Origin of the sequence: Bacillus sp. FSL M7-1020 (genome assembly GCF_038050415.1) — a bacterium.
GTDB classification, from domain to species: Bacteria; Bacillota; Bacilli; order Bacillales; family Bacillaceae_G; genus Bacillus_A; species Bacillus_A toyonensis.
In genome coordinates this window covers 4,094,065-4,119,449 of the sequence record NZ_JBBOTW010000001.1, presented here as the reverse complement: position 1 = coordinate 4,119,449, position 25,385 = coordinate 4,094,065, and the positions used below count along the sequence as shown (strand labels likewise).

Here is a 25,385-nt window from a genome sequence, read left to right as displayed (position 1 = left end):
CCTTGTAATCACAGTCCTTTCTTAATAAAATATGTATTGTTTTTATTATAAGTTTAGTTTGTTGAAAAAGAAATATAAGAGCCGTAACGTAATGAAAATGCAAAGAAAATGTCAGAAAATGTGTGAAATTGTAGTATTTTTTCATATAATTCATTTCTTATCTTTCATGAATTGAATTTTTTATGTAATATATATACATAAGAAGATGTAGCGATTATCGAGAATAAAGAACTTCTTGTATAGACTAGGAGTGAATGGGAATGGATTTTGCAACAATTATTGGACTCATTTTAGGATTTGTAGCGGTAGTAGTAGGGATGGTCGTCAAGGGCGCTGACGTAACAGCCTTATTGAATCCTGCCGCAGCATTAATTATTTTCATCGGTACATTTGCCGCAGTTTGTATTGCATTTCCGATGAATCAACTAAAAAGGGTTCCAAAATTATTTAAAGTTCTTTTTGGTTCAAATAAAAAGGATTTAAGTTACGAACAGTTGCTAGAATTATTTGTTCATTGGACATCTGAAAGTAGAAAATACGGTATTTTGTCTTTAGAGCAACAATTAGACAAAATTCAAGATGAATTTCTTTTACGTGGTATGAAATTTGTGATTGATGGCGTATCCGCAGAAGATTTAGAGCAGATTTTAGAAGCTGAATTAGAAGCAATTGAAGAAAGGCATGCAAAAGGAGCGGCGATTTTTTCACAAGCTGGTACGTATGCACCGACATTAGGGGTTTTAGGTGCTGTTATTGGTCTTGTAGCTGCGCTTGGTAATTTAACTGATATTGACAAGTTAGGACATGCTATTTCAGGTGCGTTTATTGCAACGATTTTTGGTATTTTTTCAGGTTATGTACTATGGCATCCATTTGCAAATAAGTTAAAGCAAAAATCTGCAGCTGAAATCGAGAAAAAACGTTTAATTATTGATTGTTTATTAATGTTACAAGAAGGTACATATCCGTTTATTATGAAGAACCGTATTTTAGGTGCACTTTCTGCAACTGAGCGTAAAAAGCTAGAAATAGGAGCAGAAAAAAATGCGGAGTAAAAAAAATAGAAGAGGTAAAAAGAAAAAACATGATGAGCATATCGATGAAACGTGGTTAATTCCGTATTCTGATATGTTAACGTTGTTATTTGCATTATTCATCGTATTATTCGCAATGAGTAGTATAGATGCTGCGAAGTTTAAACAGATGGCAGTAGCTTTTCGGAGTGAACTAGCAGGTGGAACAGGAAATAAAGAGTTTTTAAGTGACCAGAAGCCGAATGAAGAGAAAGAGTTGTCAGCAAATAGTTTAGAATCTGAGCAGATTAAAAAGAATGCTGAGGCTGAAGTAAAGCAGCAAGAAATGAATGAATTAAAAGCGGTACAAAAAGGTATTGATAAATATATTGAGGAAAAGCAATTATCGTCTTCTTTTAAAACCGATTTAACTGAAAAAGGATTAATGGTAACAATATTAGAAAATGTACTATTCGACTCGGGGAAAGCAGATGTGAAATTAGAATCGTTAGGGATTGCAAAAGAGATGTCTAACCTGCTTGTTTCCGCATCACCTCGTGAGATTACAGTATCTGGTCATACAGATACTGTTCCTATCGCAAATGCTCAGTTTGCATCAAACTGGGAGTTAAGTACACAGCGTGCCGTTAATTTTATGCAGGTATTACTTCAAAATAAAGATTTGCAACCAGGAAAATTTAGTGCAATTGGTTATGGAGAATACCGTTCGATTGCACAAAATGATACACCGGAAGGAAAAGCAAAAAATAGACGTGTAGAAGTGTTTATTTTACCTTTAACGAGAAATATGCAATAAAGAAAGAGGATGGCAAATGCCATCCTCTTTTATTTTGCTTCAAATGATTTTAAGTTGTCACGACGGACTTTATCTTTTTCCGTATCTGATTTTTTGAAATCATAGTCATACAAAGCGCCTTCCCAATCACCGTACATTGGATTAGGGAAAATGATGAATTTCTCACCAAATTGTGCTTTTGAATCTGCAACTGTTTGATTGCGATCTTTTACCGATTTACCATCAAAACCAGTGAAATCAGATAAGTTATCACCGAAGAATAAGACAATATCATGTGTTTGAGAAACGAGTTCACGGCGTTTCTCTTTCCCTTTTTCTTTCGGATCTTGTAATAATATATGTTCTTTCGTTGCTTGAGGAGCACCTACGCGCTCAAGATTTTTAATAGTTGCATCTAGTTGGTTCGTTTTACGATTTGAGATGTAGTAAATATCTACACCTTTAGACTCTGTATATTTTAAGAAATCAATTGCGCCTGGAAGGGCTTCAGCTTCAGCCTTATTAATCCAATCATCCCATTTGTAAGGATAGCCTTTTCCTGTCTTTACACTCATTGCTTGATGAGGACTGTTGTCTAAAACAGTTTCATCTAAATCAAGTACGATAGCAGGTTTTTTTGCTGTCCCTTTTGCAAGAGCTGCATCCAGCTTCAATTGACCGATATTGTACCCTTGGTAGTAAAGTGCTTTCGTTTCGCCAGCTGTTTGATACCATAAATCAGCCATTAATTGCTGTTCTGTTAATTTTACTTTTTCTTCTTTGGACGCTGTTTTCTCTGTCGTTCCTGAACATGCTACAAGCGATGTAGATAGAACCGCTACAGATAATAAAGTGGTAATGCCCCTCTTCATCTTCATATGTATCCTCCTTGATGTTAGAAAATCATCTTATATTATATATTAAAATATAAAAATTTTTTATGAACATTTGCATATTGTCTTTTGTATATATAGTAGTGTGTCCTATATTAGAAAGATGAGCAAAATAATGATAGTCATTTTGACAGGTTTTATTGTCGTAATGACAATTATAATTGACAAATAAACCTTTATTATTTACAATTTTAACTAAATAGAACAAATGATGGATTAAAGGTAATGTTATATATAAGAGGATGAAGCGTAGTGCTATATTTTATCCTAAATAAACATAATCTTTGAAAGAGAGTACGAATGATAATAAAGGGGAGGCTTTATACTTTGAGTTTACAAATTCAAAACTTAACGAAACTATTTGGGGAATCAAAAGCAGTTAACGGTTTGCAAATTTCGTTACCAAAAGGTGAAGTGCTAGGATTACTTGGACGAAATGGTGCAGGGAAAACAACTACAATCAAAATGCTTCTCGGATTATTAACGCCTAATGAAGGCTCTATTACATGGGATGGAAAATCATTTGGGACTAGTGGGGTAACGATTGGTTATTTACCAGAAGAAAGAGGTTTATATACAAAAAGTAGAGTAATAGACCAGCTGCGATATTTTGGTAGATTAGAAGGAATGACGAAAAAAGAAGTAGATCTTGCCATTGACCACTGGTTAGAGCGATTAGCAATTCCAGAATACAAATTTAAAACGGCAGGAGAGCTTTCAAAAGGGAATCAGCAAAAAATTCAATTAATTGCTGCTCTTCTTCATAATCCTGAACTTCTCATCTTAGATGAACCGTTTAGCGGACTTGACCCAGTCAATGCTGGGATGTTAGCTAGCATTATTGAAGAACAAGTACAGAGCGGGAAGACAATTATTTTATCCAGTCATCGTATGGAACAAGTAGAAGCTTTTTGCCAACATGTATGTATTTTGAAAAAAGGCGAAGCAGTTGTCAAAGGACAGTTAAGTGATATTAAGAAAGAATATGGTTTCCGTAATTTAACGATTGAAGATACAGCAGAGAATGAAAAGGGATTAGAAGCTATACATGTTTCATATGAAAAACAACAAGGCCTTCTTTATATAAAAGTACAAGACGATGCAGAAGCTCTAAAGATTTTACAACAATTGCAAGAACAAGGTGTTACCTTGCGCCAATTTAAAATGTTAGAGCCGACGTTAAATGAAATCTTTGTAGAGAGGGCGAAATAACGATGCGTAAATTTTCTCATGTATTTTCATTTTATTTTAGAGAAGCGTTTTTATCTAAAAAATCATTAATTACGAGTGCTATATTATTTTTAGTTGTATTTGGGATTTTTGCATTTAATCATTTTACTTCAGGGAATGATAAAAGTAAGGATAAAGATAAAATTGCAGTTGTAACAGAAAGTTCCACATACAACGTACAAAAAGAAGAGTTAACTAAGCTATTACCATCAGCAAAAATAACGGTTGGTTCAAAAGCAGATTTTGATAAACTGCATAAACAAGTAGAAGACGGTGAGCTGGATGGCTTGTTTCATGTAATAGAAAAGAATGGAGCTCCAGAGGTTACGTATATGTATAATGGATTTCCTAGCCAAGCAACTTCTGCAATCATGGCAAGTTATTTCAAACAACAATATACAATGGTGACAATTGCAAAGCATAATGTTTCACCAAAAATTGCACAGCAATTGCAAACTGAAATTTCAGTGAAACAAGAAGCAATAAAAGATCGCTCTTCTTCTTTCGGAATTGCCTATTTCTTTACATTTGCTTTATATATGTTTATTGTCGCGTTCGGAAATACAATTGCAATGAATATTGCATCAGAAAAGGCGTCACGTGTAATGGAAGTCATGCTGCCGAAAGTAAAACCGCTTACGATGATGTATGCGAAAATATTAGCAGTTGTTTCAACAGCTTTATTACAACTGGTCATATTAGCGTGCGGTTATCTTATTCCTTATTTGTTAGGGTGGGTCGATTTAGAAAACGCCTCATTATTTGGAATTCCAATTGACTTTACAAAATTAGATGCAAAAGTTATAAGTATGTTCCTTGTGTATTTCATTACGGGATATTTACTTTATGCGATGATGTACGCTGCAGCTGGCGCTGTTGTTTCTAAGACGGAGGATTTACAAGCTGTATCTTTCCCGATAATGATTTTAATTATGGCTGCATTCTTCATTAGTATTAAATCATTAAGTGATCCGAATAGTACTATCGTTGTTGTAAGTTCTTACGTTCCGTTCTTTACACCGATGGTTACCTTCTCACGTATTGTAGCCGGTGAAGCAGGCATGTTAGAAATTACGATAACATTAGTAGTCTTATTGGCGACGATTGGTATATTAAACGCTGTTACAAGTCGTATCTATGTAAATGGTGTAATGAATTACTCAGACAAAGTGAAATTTAAAGATTTAGCAAAATTTATTAAGCGTCAATAATGAGAGAAAAGCATGATTTTCTATTGAAATCATGCTTTTTCTTTATGTATAAATTAAAAATAGTATATAATAGTAAGAGTTGTCTTTTAATAGAATGAATACAAAGGAGGGTGTGCAGATGGGAATTAGTAGTCGTTTTACAGTAGGTGTTCATATGTTGACTTTACTTGCGATAGATCGAAACTCTCGCTGTACCTCTGAATGGATTGCTGGTAGTGTGAATACAAATCCAGTTGTGATTCGTCGCATTACAGGAATGTTGAAGAGAGCAGGACTTGTTGATGTACAAGCCGGTAAAGGTGGTACGACACTTGCTCGTGATTTAGAAGAAATTACATTACTTGATGTATATAAAGCAGTGGAAGTTGTAGAAGAAGGACATCTATTTTCCTTCCATGAAAATCCCAACATTGAATGTCCAGTAGGAGCTAATATTCAATCAGTATTAGAAATTATTTTAATGCAAGCGCAAGAAGCGATGGAAAACGTACTTGCAAATGTAACGGTAGAGCAATTAGTTACAAATTTAAAGTCTAAAATAAAAGAATAAAAAAGCGAGCTTCCTCATAATGAGGGCTCGCCTTTTTTTATTCAGAAATATTGAAAATTCTATTTTTCAGTATTTAAAATGAATTTACCTACGATAGCTGCTACGATACCACCAAGAATTGGTGCTACGATGAATACCCATAGTTGAGAAAGTGCTTCTCCACCAACAAATAAAGCTGGTGCGATACTACGAGCAGGGTTAACAGATGTTCCAGTTAAAGGAATTCCTAATAAGTGAATTAAAACTAATGTGAAACCAATTACTAGTCCCGCTAAAGAAGAACTTCCTTTTTTACCTGTTACAGCCATGATAACTAAAATAAATACGAAAGTTAAAACGAACTCAACTAAAAATGCTCCAGATAAACCAAGAGTTCCGAAACCATTTTGTCCTAAATTATCTAAAGGTGTTTTAGCAGAGCGTAAAATCGTTACTAACGTTGCAGTTCCTAATAAACCACCTAAAATTTGAGCTAATACATAATAACAAAGTTCCATAGCGTTCATTCTTTTGTTAATGAACATAGCTACCGATACTGCTGGGTTAATGTGACATCCAGAAATTGTTCCAATGCTATATGCCATAGCTACAATAGATAGACCGAAAGCCATAGCGATTCCTAATGTTCCAATTCCTTCAATTCCGCCGCCAGTGACAGCTACTCCAGTTCCGAATAATACAAGTACAAATGTACCAATAAATTCAGCGATTGCTTTTTTTAACATAATTTACCTCCTATTAATGCGCATGAAACGTATTATAACATAGGTTTTCGTATAAACAGCCAATGAAATACTATTCTGATAAGGCGAAATAGGGGGACAATAAAAAAGATATGGTTCTATGAAGAAGAACCATATCTTTTGTTATGCCGACTTTTTCTGTTTAATGACTGGAACAGAACGGTTTAAAATACTATTTGCAACCATTCCTAACATAATAATAATCATTCCAAATAGGGAAAGGCCACCAGGGAATGAACCGTTCAAGAACACAATTTCACCAAGTACTGTAAAGACCATCGTTCCAGCTTGTGTTGCTTCAACGGCACCAAGTAAAGCGAGGTTGTCTTTTGCTAAGTCAGTGGCAAAGAAAAATGTCATCGTCGCAATGACGCCGGAACATAAAGCTAACAAAAATCCTTGCAGCATTTGGCTGGATGTTGGAATACCAGTAGTAGAAAATCCGTATATACCAAGTAAAATTGTAATAGGAAGACTGCCTATTGCCATTCCTAATACACGCTGGAATGTATCAAGACGTCCCCCCACAAGTTCCATCATTTTTCGGTTGCCGAACGGATATAAAAAAGCAGCTAATACGACAGGTAAAAACCCTGAAATGAACTGAGTTATTGTAATGTGTCCAGCTGCAGTTGTTTGCATACAAATTACACCTAGTAAAATAAATAATGCTACATATAAACTACGAAGCGGAATTTTTCCGCGTACAAGTTTTGTACCTGACTTCGTTTCTATTTTTACGAAAAATAGTGGTGATAAAAGTAAACCTGCTAATATCGTAACTTGCCAAGTTCCGGCAACGAGCCAAGCCGGAGAGAAGACAGCTGCGAAACTTAATAAAGAATAGAAACCAATCCCTGCAACGGAACCCCATCCGATCCATGCGAATGGATGTTTTTTTAACTCTGCCCATAACCCACCTAAGTTTTTGCGAAATAAAACGATAAGGAATAAAATAGGGAGAGCGAATAAAAAGCGGAAGGAAGCTGTCCAAGCCCAGCTCGTTCCAGATACATTCATTGCTCTATTAATAATAAAAGTTGCAGAAAAAAAGGCTGATGATAAGAGGCCTAATAATATTGCACGCATGAAATATAACACTCCTTTTGGAAATAAATAATTATGTATAGTATAATATACTTTAAGATAATAAAAGTAAACTATTTTATACTTTAAGGTGGTTTTATAGATGAAAGAACATGAAGATATGCAAACGAAAGAAGTCATTCAGCAAGTAGGTCAGCTATTAAGACAAATTCGAAATGAACAAAAATTAAGTTTAGAAGAATTAGCCCAAAAAACAGGAGTTAGTAAATTAACATTAGGGAAAATTGAGAGAGGTGAAACGAATCCAACGTTAGCTGTCATTTGGAAAATAACGAAAGGGTTATCGATACCTTTATCGAGATTAATGGTTGTTGGAGAACCTGTAGCTGTTGCGCGCTGCGGAGAAGGATTTGCAGTAGATGTAGGACAAGCATGGCATTTAGAAACGATGTTCCGTTACACGAAAGAAACAGGGATGGAAATGCACCGTGCTTGTTTAAGAGCGAATAGTATATATGAACCGGAAGCTCATCATGAAGGTGCTATTGAGCTTGTAACGGTAATGAAAGGGAAAGTATCCATTCAAGTGGAGAATGATGTATACGAATTAAACGAGTTTGACTCCATTCAATTTGAAGCGAATAAGAAACATAGCTATAAAAATGAAGAAGATGAAGTGGCTGTATTACATTTAACGATGAAATACTCTTCATGAAAAAATCACCTATAGAATTCTATAGGTGATTTTTTATATGCTCTTCTTAAGTATAGGAAGTGATGCCATTAGTACGAACGTGGCATAAGTAATAAACAAATAAAGTAAACTAAAAATCCCGTTCCAAAACATAAAATAGCAATGACCCAAAGGATACGAATGAGAGTAGAACTAATATCAAAATATTCTCCTAAACCACCACATATACCAAATAGCATTTTATCAGTTTCGGATTAACATAATTTTTTTGACATATAACGATCAACTCCTTTTTTATATGAAGCTATATACTTCTATTCTATATGGAAATTTATGAGAAGACTATGAGGTTGTATTACATTTTTTTAGAGAAACGATCATATTAATTGTCTTAATTTTCAGCGGATATTAAACTTATAGTAAGAGGTATGAGGCGATTTTTAATAAAGGGTGGGGAAATAGAAATGACAGTATATTGGTTGACTAATGTAATGCTTGAATCAAGGTATACATATGAAGAAGGGGCAATTTCACGAACAGAAACAGAATTATGTAGTTTACTCATTGAAGATGGACGAATTAAAAAAATTATAGAAGGGATTGTTCAAGAGGAAGGGATAGTAACTCTTGATGTGAATCGCTTATTAATTTTGCCGTCTTTCGAAGAGATGCATATTCATATTGATAAAACATATTATAGTGGGCCTTGGAAAGCTTGTATGCCAGCAGACAGTATTTTTACACGTTTTAATGAGGAAGAGAAGATTTTGCCAAAGCAAGTAATAACTGCTCAAGACAGGGCGGAAAATATGCTAGAGTTACTACTTCGAAATGGTACAACGAATATTAGAACGCATTGTAATGTTGATCCAATTATTGGACTTCATAATTTGGAGGCGACGTTAGCTGCATTAGAAACATATAAAAATCGGATGTCTGGTAGAATCGTTGCTTTTCCGCAACATGGATTATTGCGCAGTAATTCTGTACAACTTGTGAAAGATGCGATGCGTATGGGTGCGAATCTAGTCGGTGGAGTGGATCCAGCTACAGTGGATAATGATATCGAAAAATCATTACATACGATTATGGATATCGCAGTAGAATTTAATGCAGATGTTGATATTCATTTGCATGATGCGAATAATCTAGGAACGTTTACGATGAAGAGGTTGGCAAGCTTAACAGAAGAAGCAGGGTGGCAAGGTCGTGTAACAATTAGTCATGCGCTTGGACTTGGTGGTGTTACTGATAAAGAAGCTGAAGAAGTGGCAGAAAGACTAGCAGCTTTAAGTATTGATATTACTTCAACGGTGCCAATTGGTAAACAAGTAATTCCAATTCCGTTATTAGATAAAAAAGGTGTTAAAGTTTCATTAGGAAATGATAGTATTACAGATCATTGGTCGCCGTTTGGAACTGGCGATATGCTTCAAAAGGCAAATCGATTAGCAGAGCGTTTTGGGTGGAGTGACGAAAGGTCTTTAGGAAAAGCACTTCGCTTTATTACGGGAGGAAAAGAAACGTTAAACAAGGAAGGGAAACGAGCTTGGCCAAATGTAGGAGATGAAGCGAGCTTTGTTTTAACGAATGCAACATGTACTGCTGAAGCGGTAGCGCGTCAAACAGAAAAGCGTTTAGTCGTGTATAAAGGGGATATTGTTGTTGGAAGTTTAAATGAGGTGGAATTAAATAATCTTGTGTAGAAGAATCGTTTAAATAATTTGAGGAGGGTTCTAATTGAGAATATAGAACTCTTCTTTTTTATTCTTACAATATATTTCGTATAGGAAAGCTAGAAGGGATGAAAAATTTGGACAATCAACATAACCAAAATCATATTATGGGAACTTTGCAATGGTTTATATTTTTATTAGCGAATTCAATCGCACTACCAATTGTCGTTGGTGGGTTATTTCATCTTACGACGGAAGAAATATTTTATTTAATGCAGCGTACGTTTTTTGTAGTTGGTATATCTTCTTTTTTACAAGGATGGATTGGACATAGACTACCAATTGCGGATGGGCCAGCTGGATCTTGGGTTGGTGTATTTACCGTACTTGCTTATGCAACGGCCGGACAGGATCAATTACATAGTACACTGCAAATTTTGGAATTAGGAATGATCATTTCCGGTGTTATTTTAATAGGATTAGGAGTAACTGGTTTTATTGGACGTATTTTATTTTTATTTACGCCGGTTGTGACAGGGACGTTTTTACTTTTATTATGTTTACAATTAAGTGGTGTATTTTTAAAAGGAATGCTAGGAATTACAGCTACTATTTCTCAAATTGATGGATTTACAGCAATAATCGCGTTTAGTATATTTCTGTTCGTTATTATACTATCTAATTTTGGAAAAGGTTTCGTTAAAAGTTATGCCGTTTTAATAGGATTAATTAGTGGGTGGATTATTTTTCTCATTGCAGGGAAAGTGACAATCCCATCTCAAGTAACTCATTTTGTGCAACTTCCACAAATATTTGCTTGGGGTCTTCCAAAGTGGAATACAGGGATGGCTGTATCGAGTTTCGTTATGGTATGTATTTTAGTTTCAAATACAGTGGCAGCTATTATAGCGATTAATCAAGCTACGATTCATAAAGCGACTATTGAACAAAAACAGTTGAAGGATGGTACGTGGGTTGGAGGGATTTCACATATCATTTCGTCCGTATTTTCAACTGTAGGTGTCGTGCCGCTACCGGCGACAGCGGGATTTATACGTTTAACAAAACAAAAGTATATACGATCGTTCTTACTAGCATGTATATTACTAGTCGTAATGTCGCTGTTTCCGAGTATTATTCGTTACTTAGCATCGTTGCCATCCGCTGTCGCATCTGCAGTGTTAATGGCTTCGTTCGTACAGTTAATTGGAATTGGATTTAATAATATAAAACAAGTGCCGATGAGTGAAAGGAATATAATGATTTTAGGCGTTGCAGTATTATTTGGCAGCGGCGTTATGTTTTTACCGTCTGGAGCACTCCAATCATTGCCGTCTGTTATGCAATATATATTCGGGAATGGTTTATTTGTAGGTACAGTTGTAAGTATATTGCTAGAACAAATATGGCGTACTGGAAAGTAAGTGGATAAAAAGAGTGTCCGCACTGTATAAAAGTCTAAAATAACATAGGAAATAAAGCCCATTTTTATTCACCACCTGCACATTTCGTTCATACAATATCTTGACTAAATAAACACCCAACTTACACATACACAGCTCTGGCTTAAGCAAGGAGGGTTATACCAGTTGAAGGAAAAAGCGTATCAATCTAAACCTTTACTCACAAAGAGAGAGAGAGAAGTATTTGAATTACTGGTTCAAGATAAAACAACGAAAGAAATTGCAGGTGAACTTTTTATAAGTGAAAAGACAGTTCGCAACCACATCTCAAACGCAATGCAAAAGCTAGGGGTTAAAGGACGTTCACAAGCAGTTGTTGAGCTTCTTCGCATGGGAGAGCTCGAACTATAAGAAAGCAGCCGACTTTTATATGAAAGGTCGGCTATTTTTCTGTTTGTTTCACGTGCTATATGAATGATAAAAACGTTTCATACATAAATAGGTAATAAGGAGGGGATATGTTGAAAAGGATACTGTTAGTTTCAACAAGTGCTCATGATATGAATGGACACCCGACTGGTTTGTGGCTGGAAGAGCTCGCAGCTCCTTATCTTTTATTTAAAAAAGCTAAGTTCGATGTTGATATTGTTTCTATAAAAGGCGGAAGAGTGCCGATTGATAGAGTATCTATTCCGAATGGCATACCTCGTGAATTTAAGCATGTCGCTTCTTTATTGCAAAATACGAGGGCGATTTCAACTGTCCATTCTTCAGAGTATGATGCGGTATTATTTGGTGGTGGACACGGGGCGATTGTAGATTTTCCAGGTAATCCATATGTAGCAAATTTAATTGAGAATATGTATAACAATAACCGGATTGTAGCGGCTGTTTGTCACGGGGTAAGTTCTTTAGTTGGTGTGAAAAATAAAGATGGTTCGTTTTTTGTTGCCGGTAAGCGTATAACAGGTTATACAAACGATGAAGAAAAAGCTGTACATTTAGAAAAGCGAGTTCCATTTTTGCTAGAAAGTAAATTGAAAGAAGAAGGGGCTTTGTTTTATGTCACTCCTAATTTTACGCCACATGTTGTAGTGGATGGTCGTTTAATTACAGGGCAAAATCCGCAGTCTAGCGTGGAAATAGGTAAGGCTATAAAAAGGGCTGTAAATAAATTATCGTCCTTTTAATTTCTGCTCATTTCTTCTTATTAATAGGAATGTCTTCTTTCCAAAAAAAGATGGAGCAATAAAGTGAAACTTTAATTAGTGGGGGTCTTACTGCCCGGCAAATAGCGAGGTAAATATGCACTTTATATAGAAGAAACCGACTTTCGTATAGAAGGTCGGTTATTTTTCTGTCTTGCAAATTATGAAAAAAAGGAGCAAAATAAAAAAGGTCCTAGTCTATACAGGTACAAATGAAAATTTTCATACAGAAGCAGTTTAAGTGAGCGAACTTAAAGTGTGTAAAATATAATGATAAAATAAGATGATGAATGAGAAAACGGGTGATGAAGTTGAATAGAGCAATCGGTGTTATCGATTCAGGAGTTGGTGGTTTAACTGTAGCGAAGGAATTAATTCGTCAGTTGCCGAAAGAGCGTATTATATATTTAGGGGATACAGCGCGTTGCCCTTATGGTCCACGTTCTCGAGAAGAAGTGCGTCAATTTACGTGGGAAATGACGGAGCATTTACTAGATTTAAATATCAAGATGTTAGTTATTGCGTGTAATACAGCAACTGCGGTTGTATTAGAAGAAATGCAGAAACAATTACCAATTCCGGTAGTGGGAGTTATTCACCCAGGATCACGTACAGCTTTAAAAGTGACAAATACGTATCATGTTGGGATTATTGGTACGATTGGAACGGTGAAAAGTGGTGCATACGAAGAAGCGTTAAAGTCTATTAATAACCGTGTTATGGTAGAAAGTTTAGCATGTCCGCCTTTCGTCGAACTTGTAGAAAGTGGGAATTTCGAAAGTGAAATGGCGTATGAAGTTGTAAGAGAAACATTGCAACCGCTGAAAAATACCGATATTGATACACTTATTTTAGGTTGTACACATTATCCAATTTTAGGTCCTGTTATTAAAAAGGTAATGGGAGATAAAGTGCAACTAATTAGTTCTGGTGATGAAACAGCGCGTGAAGTAAGTACAATTTTATATCATAGTAAAATGTTGAATGAGGGAGAGGAACAAAGTGATCATCTCTTCTTAACAACAGGGAAAATAGGCCTATTTAAAGAAATTGCATCAAAATGGTTCGGTCAGCCGATTGAAAATGTGAAGCATATTCATTTAGAAGAATAATAATAGAATTCATATAAGTGAACCCCTGAGAAATTAGGGGTTTTTTGTTTATCCCGCTATTTGCCGGGCAGTAAGACCCTGCTGATTAAAGTTTCACTTTATAAGAAGCACAGCTTGTTCTAAAACGTGAAATAGCTCGTATACATAATAGTACAAACTTAGTTTTTAGGGGGGAAAGGCATGCCTAAATCCACTTTTAAATGGGTTATTGGTGCTACGGTAAGTGCTGTTTTATTAACAGGGTGCGGCTTCATAAATCAGGAGAAAGCGACCGAACAAATTGATCCACCAAAAAAAGTTACGTATACAGATGGTGAAAAGAAAGGGACGGCTAAAAATAAACAAGGGCAAACGATAAATAGAGAAATATACTTAGTTGATAAAAATGGATATGTTGTACCGCAAACAATCGCAATGCCTACTCCGAAAGCGAATGAAGTAATACAGCAAACGCTAGAATACCTTGTGAAAGATGGGCCGGTAACTGATTTATTACCGAATGGGTTCCGTGCAGTCATTCCAGCAAATACATCGATGACTCTAGATTTAAAAAAAGATGGGACAGCAGTAATTGATTTCTCTAAAGAAATGAAAAACTATGCAAAAGAAGAAGAGCGTCAAATTGTTGAGTCAGTAGCGTGGACTTTGACTCAATTTAAAGAAATAAAACAAGTGCAGTTTCAGATAAATGGTGAAAAGTTAGCGAAGATGCCTGTCGCGGGTACACCGCTTGGAGAAGGGGTGAGTCGTGCGAATGGTATTAACTTTGATGATGAACAAGTGGCAGATGTAACAAATACAAAACCAGTTACGCTTTACTTTATGGCGCAAAATAATGATAAGCAGCAATATTATGTACCGGTAACACGCCGCGTTGTAGAGGGAAAAGAAAATGATTATGCAACCATTATAGATGAACTTGTAAAAGGACCGATTCATCAATCGCTCCTGAATGATTTTAACCCAGGAGTTAAGCTTATTACGAATCCGAAATTGCAAGACGGAAATCTTACATTAAACTTTAATGAAAATATATTTGTAAACCCAGATAAAAATATGGTTTCAAATTACGTATTGAAGTCGTTAGTTTTATCTTTGACAGAAAAGAAAGGCGTAAAAAGTGTTTCTATTGAGGTAAATGGTAAAGCAAATCTTATAGATGAAAAGGGCGGAAAGTTAATAAAACCTGTAGATCGTCCAGAAAACGTGAATACAGGTAGTTTTTAATCGTGGATAATTTGATATACTTAAGTAAGAAAGGGGAATTGCTTTTTGGGTTCCCCTTCTTTTATTGTATACATATCATACATTTAAGTTTGGCTATACTAACAAGTAGTTATGAGGAGGTTATTTTTATGCGAGTAGATGGTAGAGAGAAAACAGAATTACGCCATATACATATTCATACGAATTATTTAAAACACCCAGAAGGATCAGTATTAATTGAAGTTGGGGATACAAAGGTAATTTGCTCAGCGACAATTGAAGAGCGTGTCCCACCGTTTATGCGCGGGGAAGGAAAGGGCTGGGTAACAGCTGAATACGCGATGATTCCGCGTGCAACAGAACAACGTACAATCAGGGAGTCAAGTAAAGGGAAAGTAACTGGACGTACAATGGAAATCCAGCGTTTAATTGGACGAGCATTACGTGCGGTAGTTGACTTAGAAGCACTTGGCGAGAGAACAGTTTGGATTGACTGTGATGTTATTCAAGCAGATGGTGGAACGAGAACAGCTTCTATTACAGGTGCATATGTAGCGATGGTATTAGCGTTTGAGAAGTTATTACAAGCAGAAAAAGTATCTAAAATTCCAGTAAAAGATTATTTAGCAGCAACGTCAGTGGGAATTGTGGAAGAGCAAGGTGTTGTTTTAGATTTAAACTATGCAGAAGATTCTAAAGCGGACGTTGATATGAACGTGATTATGACTGGAAAAGGTCAGTTTGTCGAAGTGCAAGGAACTGGAGAAGAAGCGACGTTTAGCAGAACACAGTTAAATGAACTACTTGATGCTGCGGAACAAGGCATTTTCCAACTAATTGACATGCAAAAAGAAGCGTTAGGTGACATCGTATCTCATATAGAGTAGAGGTGGAAAATATGAAACAAGTTGTTGTTGCGACAAAAAATATGGGGAAAGTGCGTGAGTTTGCTGAGTTATTTGAGCGCTTTGATTTAGAAGTGAAATCATTACACGATTTTCCTCATATTGAAGAAGTCGAAGAAACTGGTGAAACGTTTGAAGAAAATGCAATCTTAAAAGCAGATAGTTTGAGTAGACAGTTGGATTCTATCGTAATTGCGGATGATTCAGGTCTGATCGTAGATGCTTTAAACGGAAAACCAGGCGTGTATTCAGCTCGGTTTGCAGGAGAGCCGAAAGACGATCAAGCGAACATGGATAAAGTGTTACAAGAATTAAATGGAATTGACTTTGAAAAACGTAAAGCGCGTTTCTACTGTGCATTAGCAGTTGCATTCCCAGAAGCGGATAAAGAACCGGTCATTGTGAATGGAACGTGTGAAGGGTACATTTTAGAACAGCGCCGCGGGGAAAACGGCTTTGGATATGATCCAATCTTTTATGTAGAAGAATATAAAAAAGCGATGGCAGAACTAAGTTCAGATGAGAAAAATGCCATTAGTCACCGCGGACGTGCTCTTCGTAAGTTAGAAGAAAAAATTCCGGAATGGTTTTTAGGAGAATGAGGGAGAGAGATTGATGAAAGCTTTAATCGTAAGCGATAGTCATAGCTCTGTGAAGGAATTACAGCAGTTAAAAGAGAAATATGAAGGGAAAGTAGATGTCATGATTCATTGTGGTGATTCGGAGTTAACGCCTGCTCATGAAGAACTGCAAGGTTTCCATGTTGTAAAAGGAAATTGTGATTATGCTAACTTTCAAGATGAAATTGTAACTGACGTAGATGGCATTCGCTTCTTAGTTGTGCATGGACATCGTCATAACGTGAAAATGACTTTACAAACGTTAGCGTACTATGCAGAAGAAGTGGGGGCACAAGTTGCATGCTTCGGACATTCTCACGTATTAGGTGCGGAATTTATTGATGGAGTTTTATTTATCAATCCAGGAAGTATTTTATTACCACGTCAGCGTGTAGAAAAGACATTTGCCTTATTAGAAATGAATGAAAAACATATAGATGTTCGCTTTGAAACATTAGACGGACAACTAGTTGAACAAGCAGTTTTTAAAAGAGGATAAGAAAAATTATCCTCTTTTAAAAAAGGTGTTGACTTTATGTATGGATATACATATAATAAATATTGTCGATAGGGCAACAGCGCTAACGAAGAAAAATAAAATAACATATGCGGGTGTAGTTTAGTGGTAAAACAAGAGCCTTCCAAGCTCTGGTCGAGAGTTCGATTCTCTTCACCCGCTCCATGTCCCAGTAGCTCAGCCGGATAGAGCATACGCCTTCTAAGCGTACGGTCGGGAGTTCGAATCTCTCCTGGGACGCTAAGAAAACCTTGTTATCTTTTGATAACAAGGTTTTTTGTTTGTCTAAAAATTGATGTATGTGCAAGGGGTGTAAAAAATATAACGTAACATATAATAATTATTATATACAACAGATTAAAGTGCATTAAGAAAAGAGCGCCATTTATGCGCTCTATTTCTCTTGTTTAATTTAAAGAATCAATAGGCTTATGATGGAACTTAAATCCATATCTATATTATCCCAATTGTTCACTTAGAGTGTTATAAAACTTTTTATCATTCTAGTACGATTGAGCACCCGTTATCGAAACTTATCCCCGACAGTGTGTTACAATTAATAGAAGCGGAAAACGAGAATCTCCAATTGACTGGACGTGTGATTGGTTGGACAGTTTAAGAAGGTTGTATAAAAAAGGGAGATGGCGCAAAGATGGCGAGAGCAAAAGAGAATGATTTAACGGAGAAATTGGCAGAAGGTCAACGGAAATATGGTGACGGCAACTTTACAATACAGAACATCGGTGATGAAACTAACCCGAATTGGACTGTCGTAAAAAATGTGAGGAAGGGATCGGCAGGCATTCGCGAAGAGGAAGATATATTAAGACTGCGATCAAAATATATAAAATAGTACGGAAATGAGCGGGCCGAGAGTTCGAACCTCTCCTGGGACGCTAAAAAAACCTTGTTATCTTTTGATAACAAGGTTTTTTGTTTAGTTATTAATAAACTTCTCAAAGACAAAACCATAATCTTTCACATTATATTGTTTTTTCGTATCAACGAGCCAGTTAAAGGCGATTTCATTCATCTCTTTAAATTGCTCTGCTAAATTTACTTGCGCATTTGAGATACGGCTAAAAGCGTTAGATGCCATATCTAGACTTTTATGTGCATACTGCAATGTAATATCGTTGTCGTATGAAATTTCTTCTATTTTAAGTAAAGCCTTATATAAATCTTTTAATTCTTCAATGTGTTTTTTATGAACATCAATTGAATAATGCTCATCTCCCATTTGAAACTTAATTTCTACATCTAAATCAATCGTTCCGGCAGTTTCAAGTGCTACGTTTTTAATTTGATATTTACTATAGCTAAAGCGGCGTAGTGTACGTTTTTTACTTGTTGCGCTTGTGCCATCTAGGTGGATTAATCCTTTGTTTGTGAAACAATATTCATCTGATTTTGATTTAATTAGAAAATAAATTTTCTCTCCATCTTCATGCATCACGTAATCATCAGCATCAACCTTATCGTAATCTTTCGGTGTAATGACAGACCCTACATCGCTTAGTCCTAATACATCTGCAGCCATTTTTTTAAACATATATAATCCCCCTTTTAAATTCTTAATTATACAAAAATATATTAACATGATTTTAACAAAATGTTTTCTTGTAAGGCGAAAATATTTGAAGGTAAGTTAAGAAAAATAACGAATATTATTTCGATCCTAAATTATTTAATAAATCCATTAGTTTGAGAGTTGATTCTCCGAAAAATTATCAAGAGAAAAAGTTAATGTTGCAAGTGATTATAGAGAAATTCCATGAAAGCACCTCAAGCGATAGGAGGTGTTTTTCTAACCCTTTTGAAATCTTACAATTCTGTAAGGTAACTGTAAGGTAGTTCGATGGTAAGAATTTGCTAATCTTTTATAATGAAGGTAACAACGATAAAACGAGGAGGAAGAAATGATGAAGGGATTAGTTGTAACAGGCTTAACAGTTGCTTTTGGATTTGTAGCGTATGAGAAATTAACGTATGTAGTTGATGTTGTAAAACATTTAATCGCTTAGTAAAAAAACTACCATGAGAGGGAAAGGGAATGAGTGAATGAATGGAATGGTTATTTGGAATTATAGGTACTTGTAGTGTAGTGTTATTGTTCTTTGTCCCGAGTGGTATACTTAGTTCGACAACGAGTTTGTTTTTCTTAAGTTTGTTTGCTTGCACGATGCTTATTATTATGTTTTTAATGAAGCGAAGTAAGCCAATCTTCTATTTTAGCATGATTGTTATGGCAATTATTGTTCTCCAAATTATTACCCTTGTAATATACCCCACAATTATAAAAGCTTTCCATTAATGATGAATCCTCTGCGTCTGTTGCTGAGGATTTTTATTTGTATAATTTTGATTTTTTAATAAAGATTTAGCTGTATTGAAATATAAAAATAGAATATTTTTATATTTCAAACAAAAGGTTTTAGATTGTTGTGTTCTTATTACGCATTTGATATATTTACTTTGAAGATCATTAAAATCTAGAAAAAGAGGCGGACGTATGGATAAAAAAGAAAATACGGTCGTATTGTTTCCGCAACTATCAGAACGCTATATTGATGAAGGCTTTTTAGCGCTGAAAGAGCGGGAATTCGAAGATGCATTGCGCTGCTTTGAAATATTACGTCAGTATAATGCAGAAACGGAACAAACGGAATTAGCTTCCGTTATTTGTTTGCTGGAATTAAAACGTATGGAAGAAGCGAAAGACAAATGTGAACAGTTGCTTGAAACAGGAGCTGTCTTATTTGGTGATATTCTTGAAACGTATGTGACGATTTTAGTTCAAACAAATGATTATGAAGGCGTTATTGAAACTGTTGAAAAAGTTTTGCGAACAAAAGATATAATGCCTGAGCAAAAGGAAAAATTAGCGCAACTCGCTTTATTTGCAGAAGGTATGCTAAATGAAGAAGACACGTCGCTAATTGATTCAAATTTCGAATTGGATGAATTTACTAAGGAGATTTTTGGAGAAAACTTTGGGCAAAAGCTGAGAGCGATTCAACAGATTTCGTTAAAAGACTTGGATCTCGCATTACCTGTTTTAAAGAAATTTTTAATAGACGAAAAGCAACATCCTTATTTGAAAACTTCTATTTTGTATAAAATGATAGAAAATCAAGTAGAAGAAGAGATAGAAGTAGAAAAGTTTGGAAATAGGGTTAAAGTGATTCCAGCATTTACAGGTCATAATGAGGAGCAATCCGATAACATTATACATACATTATCAAGCCGATTGGAGCAAAATTATCCCGATATATTTAGTGCGATGGTTGTATATTGGAAAGAATTACAAATTAGCGTTTTCCCATTTGCACTATTAATGGATAAAGTAGAGATTTGGGCTGCTGTTTTAGAGAGAATTGGAAGAAAACGTTTCGGATTGGCTATTGATGAAGAAGAACTTATGACAGCATATAATATTGAATTAGAAGAGTTTCATATTGCCTATCAATGGTTATTGCGTGTTGAAAGAGAAGGATATTTGCCCGTATAATTATGAAAAAGAATCGTTCAGTTCTTGAAACGAGCATATTCTATGTTATAATGTAAGGGTTGCAAAAGGCAGAAATCTGCCTGTTTGTAAGAGAAGAGAAGTGTAATTCTCTTACTTAATATGTTTCATATTAGTCTCGAACAAAATATACCGTAGTTGTCTTTTAGACAACTAGTAGATTGGAACATTATATCTGAAAGCATTTGCTAGAGGATTATTTGTACATTTATTATTTCGAAAGAGAGATAATGAATATTTTGATCTATAAAGGTATGTGCATACATTATTATAGTTGGAGGGAAAGAATAAATGGCTGCAAAATGGGAAAAATTAGAAGGTAACGTAGGCGTTTTAACAATTGAAGTTGATGCTAAAGAAGTAAACAACTCTATCGACGCTGCGTTCAAAAAAGTAGTAAAAACAATCAACGTACCAGGTTTCCGTAAAGGAAAAATGCCTCGTCCGTTATTCGAACAACGCTTTGGTATCGAATCTTTATACCAAGATGCTTTAGATATCATCTTACCAAAAGCATACGGTGAAGCAATCGATGAAGCTGGTATCTTCCCAGTTGCTCATCCTGAAATCGATATTGAGAAGTTCGAAAAAAATGCTAACCTTATCTTCACTGCAAAAGTTACAGTGAAACCTGAAGTTAAATTAGGTGAGTACAAAGGTTTAGCAGTAGAAAAAGTTGAAACAACTGTAACTGACGAAGATGTAGAGAATGAAGTAAAAGCTTTACAAGAGCGTCAAGCTGAACTAGTTGTTAAAGAAGAAGGAACTATTGAAAATGGTGATACAGCTGTAATCGACTTCGAAGGTTTCGTTGATGGCGAAGCATTTGAAGGCGGAAAAGGCGAAAACTATTCTCTTGCAATCGGTTCTGGTACTTTCATCCCAGGTTTCGAAGAGCAAGTAATTGGTCTTAAATCTGGTGAGTCTAAAGACGTTGAAGTATCATTCCCAGAAGAGTACCATGCTGCTGAATTAGCTGGCAAACCAGCAACATTCAAAGTAACAATTCACGAAATCAAAACAAAAGAACTTCCTGAGTTAAACGACGAGTTCGCTAAAGAGGCTGACGAAGAAGTTGCAACTCTTGATGAATTAAAAACAAAACTTCGTACAAACTTAGAAGAAGGCAAAAAGCACGAAGCTGAGCACAAAGTACGTGACGAAGTAGTAGAATTAGCTGCTGCTAACGCTGAAATCGATATTCCAGAAGCTATGATCGACACTGAGTTAGATCGTATGGTTCGTGAATTCGAGCAACGTTTAAGCCAACAAGGTATGAACCTTGAGCTTTACTACCAATTCACAGGTACTGATGCTGACAAATTAAAAGAGCAAATGAAAGAGGATGCACAAAAACGTGTAAGAATCAATCTTGTTCTTGAAGCTATCATTGAAGCTGAAAACATCGAAGTTACTGAAGAAGAAGTAACTGCAGAAGTTGAAAAAATGGCTGAAATGTACGGTATGCCAGTAGACGCTATCAAGCAAGCTCTTGGAAGCGCAGACGCTTTATCTGAAGATCTTAAAGTGCGTAAAGCTGTAGACTTCTTAGTAGAAAACGCTGCATAATAAAATAACAAGGCGCGATTTTAATCGTGCCTTGTTTTATAAATATAGAAATATATTTATAAAACTTTTCGATGAAGAAGGAAAAGTTCCTTTATAAGTCGAATATACATATTTCAAAAGTTTTAAAAACTTTTTATTTGTACATAACTAGTCATATTATTTGTATTTCTCGCTACGTAGTGACATAATATGTATTTACATACGATACATTTATCGTGTACATACGAAGGCAAGAGGTTAGCACTTTGTAAGGGGTGTGAAAATATGTTTAAATTTAATGATGAAAAAGGGCAATTAAAATGTTCTTTCTGTGGTAAAACACAAACGCAAGTTCGAAAGTTAGTTGCAGGTCCAGGTGTTTACATTTGCGACGAGTGTATCGAGCTTTGTACTGAAATTGTACAAGAGGAGCTTGCGAAGGACGAAGAAGTAGAATTCAAAGATGTACCGAAACCGGTAGAAATTCGTGAAATCTTAGATGAGTATGTCATCGGACAAGATAACGCGAAAAAAGCACTAGCGGTAGCGGTATATAACCATTACAAACGTATTAATTCTAACAGCAAAATTGATGATGTAGAATTAGCGAAGAGTAATATTTCACTTATTGGGCCAACAGGTAGTGGTAAAACATTATTGGCACAAACATTAGCGCGTATTTTAAATGTTCCATTTGCAATCGCGGACGCAACATCTTTAACAGAAGCTGGATACGTTGGGGAAGATGTAGAAAACATTTTACTAAAACTAATTCAAGCGGCTGATTATGATGTAGAAAAAGCAGAAAAAGGAATTATTTATATTGATGAGATTGATAAAGTGGCACGTAAGTCCGAAAATCCATCAATTACACGTGATGTATCTGGTGAAGGTGTACAGCAGGCACTTCTGAAAATTTTAGAAGGTACTGTAGCAAGCGTTCCACCTCAAGGTGGTCGTAAGCATCCGCATCAAGAATTCATTCAAATTGATACAACGAATATCCTATTCATTTGTGGTGGAGCGTTTGATGGCATTGAGCCAATTATTAAACGTCGCCTTGGTGAAAAAGTAATTGGATTTGGTTCAGAGAAGAAAAATGCTGATGTAAATGAAAAGCATGTTCTATCTCACGTATTACCAGAGGACCTTTTAAGATTTGGTTTAATTCCAGAGTTTATCGGTCGTCTTCCAGTTATTGCGAACCTAGAGCCACTTGATGAAGATGCTCTTGTTGATATTTTAACGAAACCGAAAAATGCACTTGTTAAGCAATTCCAAAAACTGTTGGAGCTTGACGATGTTGAGTTAGAGTTTGAAGAAGGCGCACTGATTGAGATTGCGAAAAAAGCAATTGAACGTAAAACAGGTGCTCGTGGACTTCGTTCTATTATTGAAGGCTTAATGCTTGATGTAATGTTTGAACTTCCATCTCGCAAAGATATCGAGAAGTGTATTCTTACGAAAGAAACAGTAGCTGATAATGAGCCACCGAAATTGGTGCTACAAGACGGTACTGTACTTGATACAAAAACATCTGCATAATGCGAAAGAGAAACAGCAATTTTTATAATTGCTGTTTTTCTTTATGTTTAGCTACGTTCTTCCGCGGAAATACTAAATGATAAAACATTGCGGGAGGAAATAAATGATGAGCTGGACAAATATATTTTTACTTGTTCAACTTGTTTTTGGTGTAATTGTCGGATTATATTTTTGGCACTTACTTCGAAATCAGCGAACACAAAAAGTTTCAATTGATCGAGAATCAAAAAAAGAATTAGAACAGCTTCGTAAAATGCGTGAGATTTCTCTAACAGAGCCGCTTGCGGAAAAGGTGCGCCCTACATCCTTTTTAGATATTGTAGGGCAAGAAGACGGGATTAAGTCGTTAAAAGCGGCTCTTTGTGGTCCGAATCCGCAACATGTAATCATATATGGCCCGCCAGGTGTCGGAAAGACAGCGGCAGCGCGTCTTGTATTAGAAGAGGCGAAACGAAATCCGAAATCTCCATTTCGTACGAATGCAACATTTATCGAACTTGATGCGACGACAGCTCGGTTTGATGAACGTGGTATTGCAGATCCTTTAATTGGCTCGGTTCATGATCCGATTTATCAAGGTGCTGGTGCGATGGGGCAAGCAGGTATTCCACAACCGAAAAAAGGCGCAGTAACAGATGCACATGGTGGTATTTTGTTTATTGATGAAATTGGTGAACTACATCCGATTCAAATGAACAAAATGTTAAAGGTGTTAGAAGATCGAAAAGTATTTTTAGAAAGTGCGTACTATAGTGAAGAGAATACGATGATTCCAACGTATATACATGATATTTTTCAAAAAGGTTTACCAGCAGATTTCCGCTTAGTTGGAGCGACAACACGTTCACCAGAGGAAATTCCACCTGCTATTCGGTCTCGTTGCTTAGAGGTATTTTTCCGTGAGCTAGATACAGAAGAAATTCAAAAAGTAGCGAAGAATGCAGCCGACAAAGTGGAAATGCAAATCGGTGAGAACGGTATTGAAATGATTGGTATGTATGCAAGGAATGGACGAGAAGCAATTAATCTCGTGCAAATCTCTGCTGGTATGGCGATAAATGAAGAACGTTCTTTCATTAAAGATGAAGATATAGAGTGGGTTGTTCATTCTAGTCAGCTTGCACCGAAATATGAAAAACGTATTTACCCTATTCCGAGGATCGGTCTTGTAAACGGACTTGCTGTATACGGACCGAATACAGGAGCGTTATTAGAAATAGAAGTAACAGCAATCACGGCGAAAGATAAAGGGTCGGTAAATGTTACCGGTATTGTAGAAGAGGAAAGTATTGGTAGCCAAACGAAATCAATTCGTCGTAAAAGTATGGCGAAAGGTTCTGTAGATAATGTATTAACAGTACTTCGTTCTTTAGATGTGTTGCCAGAAGGGTACGATATACATATTAATTTTCCAGGTGGTATCCCGATCGATGGTCCTTCTGCAGGGATTGCTATGGCAACGGGTGTTTACTCAGCCGTGCATCGTACATATGTGAATAATGAAGTGGCGATGACAGGTGAAATAAGTATACATGGAGAAGTGAAGCCTATTGGTGGTGTATACGCAAAAATAAAGGCTGCGAAAAAAGCAGGAGCTAAGAAAGTCATTATTCCTGCTGAAAACATGCAACCGTTTTTGTACACAATAAAGGGAATTGAAATCATTCCTGTTCGTAAGTTAAAAGAAGTATTTGAGCTAACATTTATGCAGGAAAATATGCATCGAGAGCTTGATGTACATACTACTGTAGACGAAACAGATGCACAATCCATGTGAGAATGAATGATAATAAAATTTGCCAGGCTTCGTTTAAGTTTGTATGCTTAAGCGGAGTCTTTTTTTCTTTTCATAAGGGAGAAAAAACAAGGGATTTACAATTGCTCAGAATCTCTGCAATTGCATCTAGATGTATTGTAATATAAAATAGTTGAACAGGAG

26 protein-coding genes, 2 tRNA genes and 1 pseudogene are annotated in these 25,385 nt (G+C 35.9%); 24 read left to right on the top strand and 5 right to left on the bottom strand.

Annotated features, from left to right (window positions below; genetic code table 11):
- The first annotated feature begins 260 nt into the window (after positions 1–260).
- Complete coding sequence (gene motA / locus MHB70_RS21090) at positions 261–1,055, top strand: flagellar motor stator protein MotA (protein WP_000344856.1); 795 nt, start codon at positions 261–263, stop codon at positions 1,053–1,055.
- A complete protein-coding gene (gene motB / locus MHB70_RS21085; RefSeq protein ID WP_001256739.1) occupies positions 1,045–1,830 on the top strand; it encodes a flagellar motor protein MotB in 786 nt (261 codons plus the stop codon). Before motA ends, motB begins: the two co-directional genes overlap by 11 nt.
- A 29-nt stretch (positions 1,831–1,859) precedes the next feature.
- On the opposite strand, the gene MHB70_RS21080 is transcribed toward motB, so the two are convergent.
- Complete coding sequence (locus tag MHB70_RS21080; protein ID WP_000782783.1) at positions 1,860–2,687, bottom strand: 5'-nucleotidase, lipoprotein e(P4) family; 828 nt, start codon at positions 2,685–2,687, stop codon at positions 1,860–1,862.
- A gap of 342 nt (positions 2,688–3,029) precedes the next feature.
- Between MHB70_RS21080 and MHB70_RS21075 the strand changes: the two genes are divergently transcribed.
- The 3 genes from MHB70_RS21075 (at position 3,030) to MHB70_RS21065 (ending at position 5,693) form a co-directional block, all read left to right on the top strand.
- Positions 3,030–3,914 carry an ABC transporter ATP-binding protein gene (locus MHB70_RS21075; protein ID WP_000058105.1) on the top strand — a complete coding sequence of 295 codons (885 nt, stop codon included), beginning with the start codon at positions 3,030–3,032 and terminating at the stop codon, positions 3,912–3,914.
- A 2-nt stretch (positions 3,915–3,916) separates the two neighbouring features.
- Positions 3,917–5,143, top strand: a complete 1,227-nt coding sequence (locus MHB70_RS21070; RefSeq protein ID WP_001224994.1) for an ABC transporter permease — start codon at positions 3,917–3,919, stop codon at positions 5,141–5,143.
- Between the two features lie 118 nt (positions 5,144–5,261).
- The gene (locus MHB70_RS21065) at positions 5,262–5,693 is read left to right on the top strand and encodes an Rrf2 family transcriptional regulator (protein ID WP_000512996.1); all 432 of its coding nucleotides are present in this window, start codon (positions 5,262–5,264) and stop codon (positions 5,691–5,693) included.
- A gap of 59 nt (positions 5,694–5,752) precedes the next feature.
- On the opposite strand, the gene MHB70_RS21060 is transcribed toward MHB70_RS21065, so the two are convergent.
- The gene (locus MHB70_RS21060; RefSeq protein ID WP_000913214.1) at positions 5,753–6,418 is read right to left on the bottom strand and encodes an aquaporin; all 666 of its coding nucleotides are present in this window, start codon (positions 6,416–6,418) and stop codon (positions 5,753–5,755) included.
- A 141-nt stretch (positions 6,419–6,559) separates the two neighbouring features.
- Positions 6,560–7,525, bottom strand: a complete 966-nt coding sequence (locus MHB70_RS21055; RefSeq protein WP_001201643.1) for a DMT family transporter — start codon at positions 7,523–7,525, stop codon at positions 6,560–6,562.
- A 100-nt stretch (positions 7,526–7,625) separates the two neighbouring features.
- Here MHB70_RS21055 and MHB70_RS21050 point away from each other — a divergent pair, with 100 nt between their 5' ends.
- Complete coding sequence (locus tag MHB70_RS21050) at positions 7,626–8,198, top strand: helix-turn-helix domain-containing protein (protein WP_000658048.1); 573 nt, start codon at positions 7,626–7,628, stop codon at positions 8,196–8,198.
- 68 nt (positions 8,199–8,266) lie between these two features.
- Here the strand turns inward: MHB70_RS21050 and MHB70_RS21045 are convergent, their stop codons facing one another.
- Entirely contained in the window at positions 8,267–8,416 is a 150-nt protein-coding gene (locus MHB70_RS21045; protein ID WP_002003587.1) for a PspC domain-containing protein, read from the bottom strand.
- A 225-nt stretch (positions 8,417–8,641) separates the two neighbouring features.
- On the opposite strand from MHB70_RS21045, the gene MHB70_RS21040 reads away from it, so the two are divergent.
- The 12 genes from MHB70_RS21040 to MHB70_RS20985 all read left to right on the top strand — a co-directional run bounded on the left by MHB70_RS21040 (position 8,642) and on the right by MHB70_RS20985 (position 17,677).
- Positions 8,642–9,883: an amidohydrolase family protein gene (locus MHB70_RS21040; protein ID WP_000219583.1), complete on the top strand. Its 1,242-nt coding sequence runs from the start codon at positions 8,642–8,644 to the stop codon at positions 9,881–9,883.
- A gap of 98 nt (positions 9,884–9,981) precedes the next feature.
- Complete coding sequence (locus MHB70_RS21035; protein ID WP_002109269.1) at positions 9,982–11,277, top strand: purine/pyrimidine permease; 1,296 nt, start codon at positions 9,982–9,984, stop codon at positions 11,275–11,277.
- Positions 11,278–11,442: 165 nt separating this feature from the next.
- Positions 11,443–11,667 carry a spore germination transcription factor GerE gene (gerE, locus tag MHB70_RS21030; protein WP_000659484.1) on the top strand — a complete coding sequence of 75 codons (225 nt, stop codon included), beginning with the start codon at positions 11,443–11,445 and terminating at the stop codon, positions 11,665–11,667.
- Positions 11,668–11,774: 107 nt separating this feature from the next.
- Positions 11,775–12,446, top strand: coding sequence for a type 1 glutamine amidotransferase domain-containing protein (locus tag MHB70_RS21025; RefSeq protein ID WP_061529667.1), 672 nt, complete (start codon positions 11,775–11,777; stop codon positions 12,444–12,446).
- A gap of 323 nt (positions 12,447–12,769) precedes the next feature.
- Positions 12,770–13,576, top strand: coding sequence for a glutamate racemase (gene racE / locus MHB70_RS21020; RefSeq protein WP_000773999.1), 807 nt, complete (start codon positions 12,770–12,772; stop codon positions 13,574–13,576).
- 180 nt (positions 13,577–13,756) lie between these two features.
- Positions 13,757–14,803 carry a GerMN domain-containing protein gene (locus MHB70_RS21015; protein ID WP_001126732.1) on the top strand — a complete coding sequence of 349 codons (1,047 nt, stop codon included), beginning with the start codon at positions 13,757–13,759 and terminating at the stop codon, positions 14,801–14,803.
- A 128-nt stretch (positions 14,804–14,931) separates the two neighbouring features.
- Complete coding sequence (gene rph / locus MHB70_RS21010; protein ID WP_001261767.1) at positions 14,932–15,669, top strand: ribonuclease PH; 738 nt, start codon at positions 14,932–14,934, stop codon at positions 15,667–15,669.
- A gap of 11 nt (positions 15,670–15,680) precedes the next feature.
- Complete coding sequence (locus MHB70_RS21005; protein WP_000815932.1) at positions 15,681–16,289, top strand: XTP/dITP diphosphatase; 609 nt, start codon at positions 15,681–15,683, stop codon at positions 16,287–16,289.
- A 13-nt stretch (positions 16,290–16,302) separates the two neighbouring features.
- A complete protein-coding gene (locus tag MHB70_RS21000) occupies positions 16,303–16,806 on the top strand; it encodes a metallophosphoesterase (protein ID WP_000645514.1) in 504 nt (167 codons plus the stop codon).
- A 109-nt stretch (positions 16,807–16,915) separates the two neighbouring features.
- Positions 16,916–16,989, top strand: a tRNA-Gly gene (locus MHB70_RS20995).
- 1 nt (position 16,990) lies between these two features.
- A tRNA-Arg gene (locus MHB70_RS20990) sits at positions 16,991–17,064 on the top strand.
- Between the two features lie 412 nt (positions 17,065–17,476).
- Positions 17,477–17,677, top strand: a complete 201-nt coding sequence (locus tag MHB70_RS20985) for a hypothetical protein (RefSeq protein ID WP_000090056.1) — start codon at positions 17,477–17,479, stop codon at positions 17,675–17,677.
- A gap of 84 nt (positions 17,678–17,761) precedes the next feature.
- Here MHB70_RS20985 and MHB70_RS20980 read toward each other — a convergent pair whose 3' ends face one another.
- Positions 17,762–18,376: a PH domain-containing protein gene (locus MHB70_RS20980; RefSeq protein WP_000473869.1), complete on the bottom strand. Its 615-nt coding sequence runs from the start codon at positions 18,374–18,376 to the stop codon at positions 17,762–17,764.
- 113 nt (positions 18,377–18,489) lie between these two features.
- On the opposite strand from MHB70_RS20980, the pseudogene MHB70_RS31175 reads away from it, so the two are divergent.
- From MHB70_RS31175 to lonB, 6 genes and pseudogenes are all read left to right on the top strand, one after another.
- A pseudogene (locus tag MHB70_RS31175) lies at positions 18,490–18,602 on the top strand (group I intron-associated PD-(D/E)XK endonuclease); the annotation flags it as partial.
- Between the two features lie 287 nt (positions 18,603–18,889).
- Complete coding sequence (locus MHB70_RS20975; RefSeq protein ID WP_001983650.1) at positions 18,890–19,138, top strand: hypothetical protein; 249 nt, start codon at positions 18,890–18,892, stop codon at positions 19,136–19,138.
- 198 nt (positions 19,139–19,336) lie between these two features.
- Entirely contained in the window at positions 19,337–20,335 is a 999-nt protein-coding gene (locus MHB70_RS20970; protein ID WP_000358251.1) for a hypothetical protein, read from the top strand.
- A 309-nt stretch (positions 20,336–20,644) separates the two neighbouring features.
- Positions 20,645–21,922 (top strand): trigger factor, encoded by a 1,278-nt coding sequence (gene tig, locus MHB70_RS20965; RefSeq protein WP_000729257.1) that lies wholly within the window; start codon positions 20,645–20,647, stop codon positions 21,920–21,922.
- Positions 21,923–22,186: 264 nt separating this feature from the next.
- The gene (gene clpX, locus MHB70_RS20960; RefSeq protein WP_000472286.1) at positions 22,187–23,446 is read left to right on the top strand and encodes an ATP-dependent protease ATP-binding subunit ClpX; all 1,260 of its coding nucleotides are present in this window, start codon (positions 22,187–22,189) and stop codon (positions 23,444–23,446) included.
- A 106-nt stretch (positions 23,447–23,552) separates the two neighbouring features.
- Entirely contained in the window at positions 23,553–25,223 is a 1,671-nt protein-coding gene (lonB, locus tag MHB70_RS20955) for an ATP-dependent protease LonB (protein WP_033657339.1), read from the top strand.
- Positions 25,224–25,385: the final 162 nt, after the last annotated feature.

Excerpts from the sequence above, each read along its gene's own strand:
- motA (WP_000344856.1), top strand. The coding sequence starts at position 261 with ATGGATTTTGCAACAATTATTGGACTCATTTTAGGATTTGTAGCGGTA.
- motB (WP_001256739.1), top strand. The coding sequence starts at position 1,045 with ATGCGGAGTAAAAAAAATAGAAGAGGTAAAAAGAAAAAACATGATGAG.
- MHB70_RS21080 (WP_000782783.1), bottom strand. The coding sequence starts at position 2,687 with ATGAAGATGAAGAGGGGCATTACCACTTTATTATCTGTAGCGGTTCTA.
- MHB70_RS21070 (WP_001224994.1), top strand. The coding sequence starts at position 3,917 with ATGCGTAAATTTTCTCATGTATTTTCATTTTATTTTAGAGAAGCGTTT.
- MHB70_RS21065 (WP_000512996.1), top strand. The coding sequence starts at position 5,262 with ATGGGAATTAGTAGTCGTTTTACAGTAGGTGTTCATATGTTGACTTTA.
- MHB70_RS21060 (WP_000913214.1), bottom strand. The coding sequence starts at position 6,418 with ATGTTAAAAAAAGCAATCGCTGAATTTATTGGTACATTTGTACTTGTA.
- MHB70_RS21055 (WP_001201643.1), bottom strand. The coding sequence starts at position 7,525 with ATGCGTGCAATATTATTAGGCCTCTTATCATCAGCCTTTTTTTCTGCA.
- MHB70_RS21050 (WP_000658048.1), top strand. The coding sequence starts at position 7,626 with ATGAAAGAACATGAAGATATGCAAACGAAAGAAGTCATTCAGCAAGTA.
- MHB70_RS21045 (WP_002003587.1), bottom strand. The coding sequence starts at position 8,416 with ATGCTATTTGGTATATGTGGTGGTTTAGGAGAATATTTTGATATTAGT.
- MHB70_RS21040 (WP_000219583.1), top strand. The coding sequence starts at position 8,642 with ATGACAGTATATTGGTTGACTAATGTAATGCTTGAATCAAGGTATACA.
- MHB70_RS21035 (WP_002109269.1), top strand. The coding sequence starts at position 9,982 with ATGAAAAATTTGGACAATCAACATAACCAAAATCATATTATGGGAACT.
- MHB70_RS21025 (WP_061529667.1), top strand. The coding sequence starts at position 11,775 with ATGTTGAAAAGGATACTGTTAGTTTCAACAAGTGCTCATGATATGAAT.
- racE (WP_000773999.1), top strand. The coding sequence starts at position 12,770 with ATGAAGTTGAATAGAGCAATCGGTGTTATCGATTCAGGAGTTGGTGGT.
- MHB70_RS21015 (WP_001126732.1), top strand. The coding sequence starts at position 13,757 with ATGCCTAAATCCACTTTTAAATGGGTTATTGGTGCTACGGTAAGTGCT.
- rph (WP_001261767.1), top strand. The coding sequence starts at position 14,932 with ATGCGAGTAGATGGTAGAGAGAAAACAGAATTACGCCATATACATATT.
- MHB70_RS21005 (WP_000815932.1), top strand. The coding sequence starts at position 15,681 with ATGAAACAAGTTGTTGTTGCGACAAAAAATATGGGGAAAGTGCGTGAG.
- MHB70_RS21000 (WP_000645514.1), top strand. The coding sequence starts at position 16,303 with ATGAAAGCTTTAATCGTAAGCGATAGTCATAGCTCTGTGAAGGAATTA.
- MHB70_RS20985 (WP_000090056.1), top strand. The coding sequence starts at position 17,477 with ATGGCGAGAGCAAAAGAGAATGATTTAACGGAGAAATTGGCAGAAGGT.
- MHB70_RS20980 (WP_000473869.1), bottom strand. The coding sequence starts at position 18,376 with ATGTTTAAAAAAATGGCTGCAGATGTATTAGGACTAAGCGATGTAGGG.
- MHB70_RS20975 (WP_001983650.1), top strand. The coding sequence starts at position 18,890 with ATGGAATGGTTATTTGGAATTATAGGTACTTGTAGTGTAGTGTTATTG.
- MHB70_RS20970 (WP_000358251.1), top strand. The coding sequence starts at position 19,337 with ATGGATAAAAAAGAAAATACGGTCGTATTGTTTCCGCAACTATCAGAA.
- tig (WP_000729257.1), top strand. The coding sequence starts at position 20,645 with ATGGCTGCAAAATGGGAAAAATTAGAAGGTAACGTAGGCGTTTTAACA.
- clpX (WP_000472286.1), top strand. The coding sequence starts at position 22,187 with ATGTTTAAATTTAATGATGAAAAAGGGCAATTAAAATGTTCTTTCTGT.
- lonB (WP_033657339.1), top strand. The coding sequence starts at position 23,553 with ATGAGCTGGACAAATATATTTTTACTTGTTCAACTTGTTTTTGGTGTA.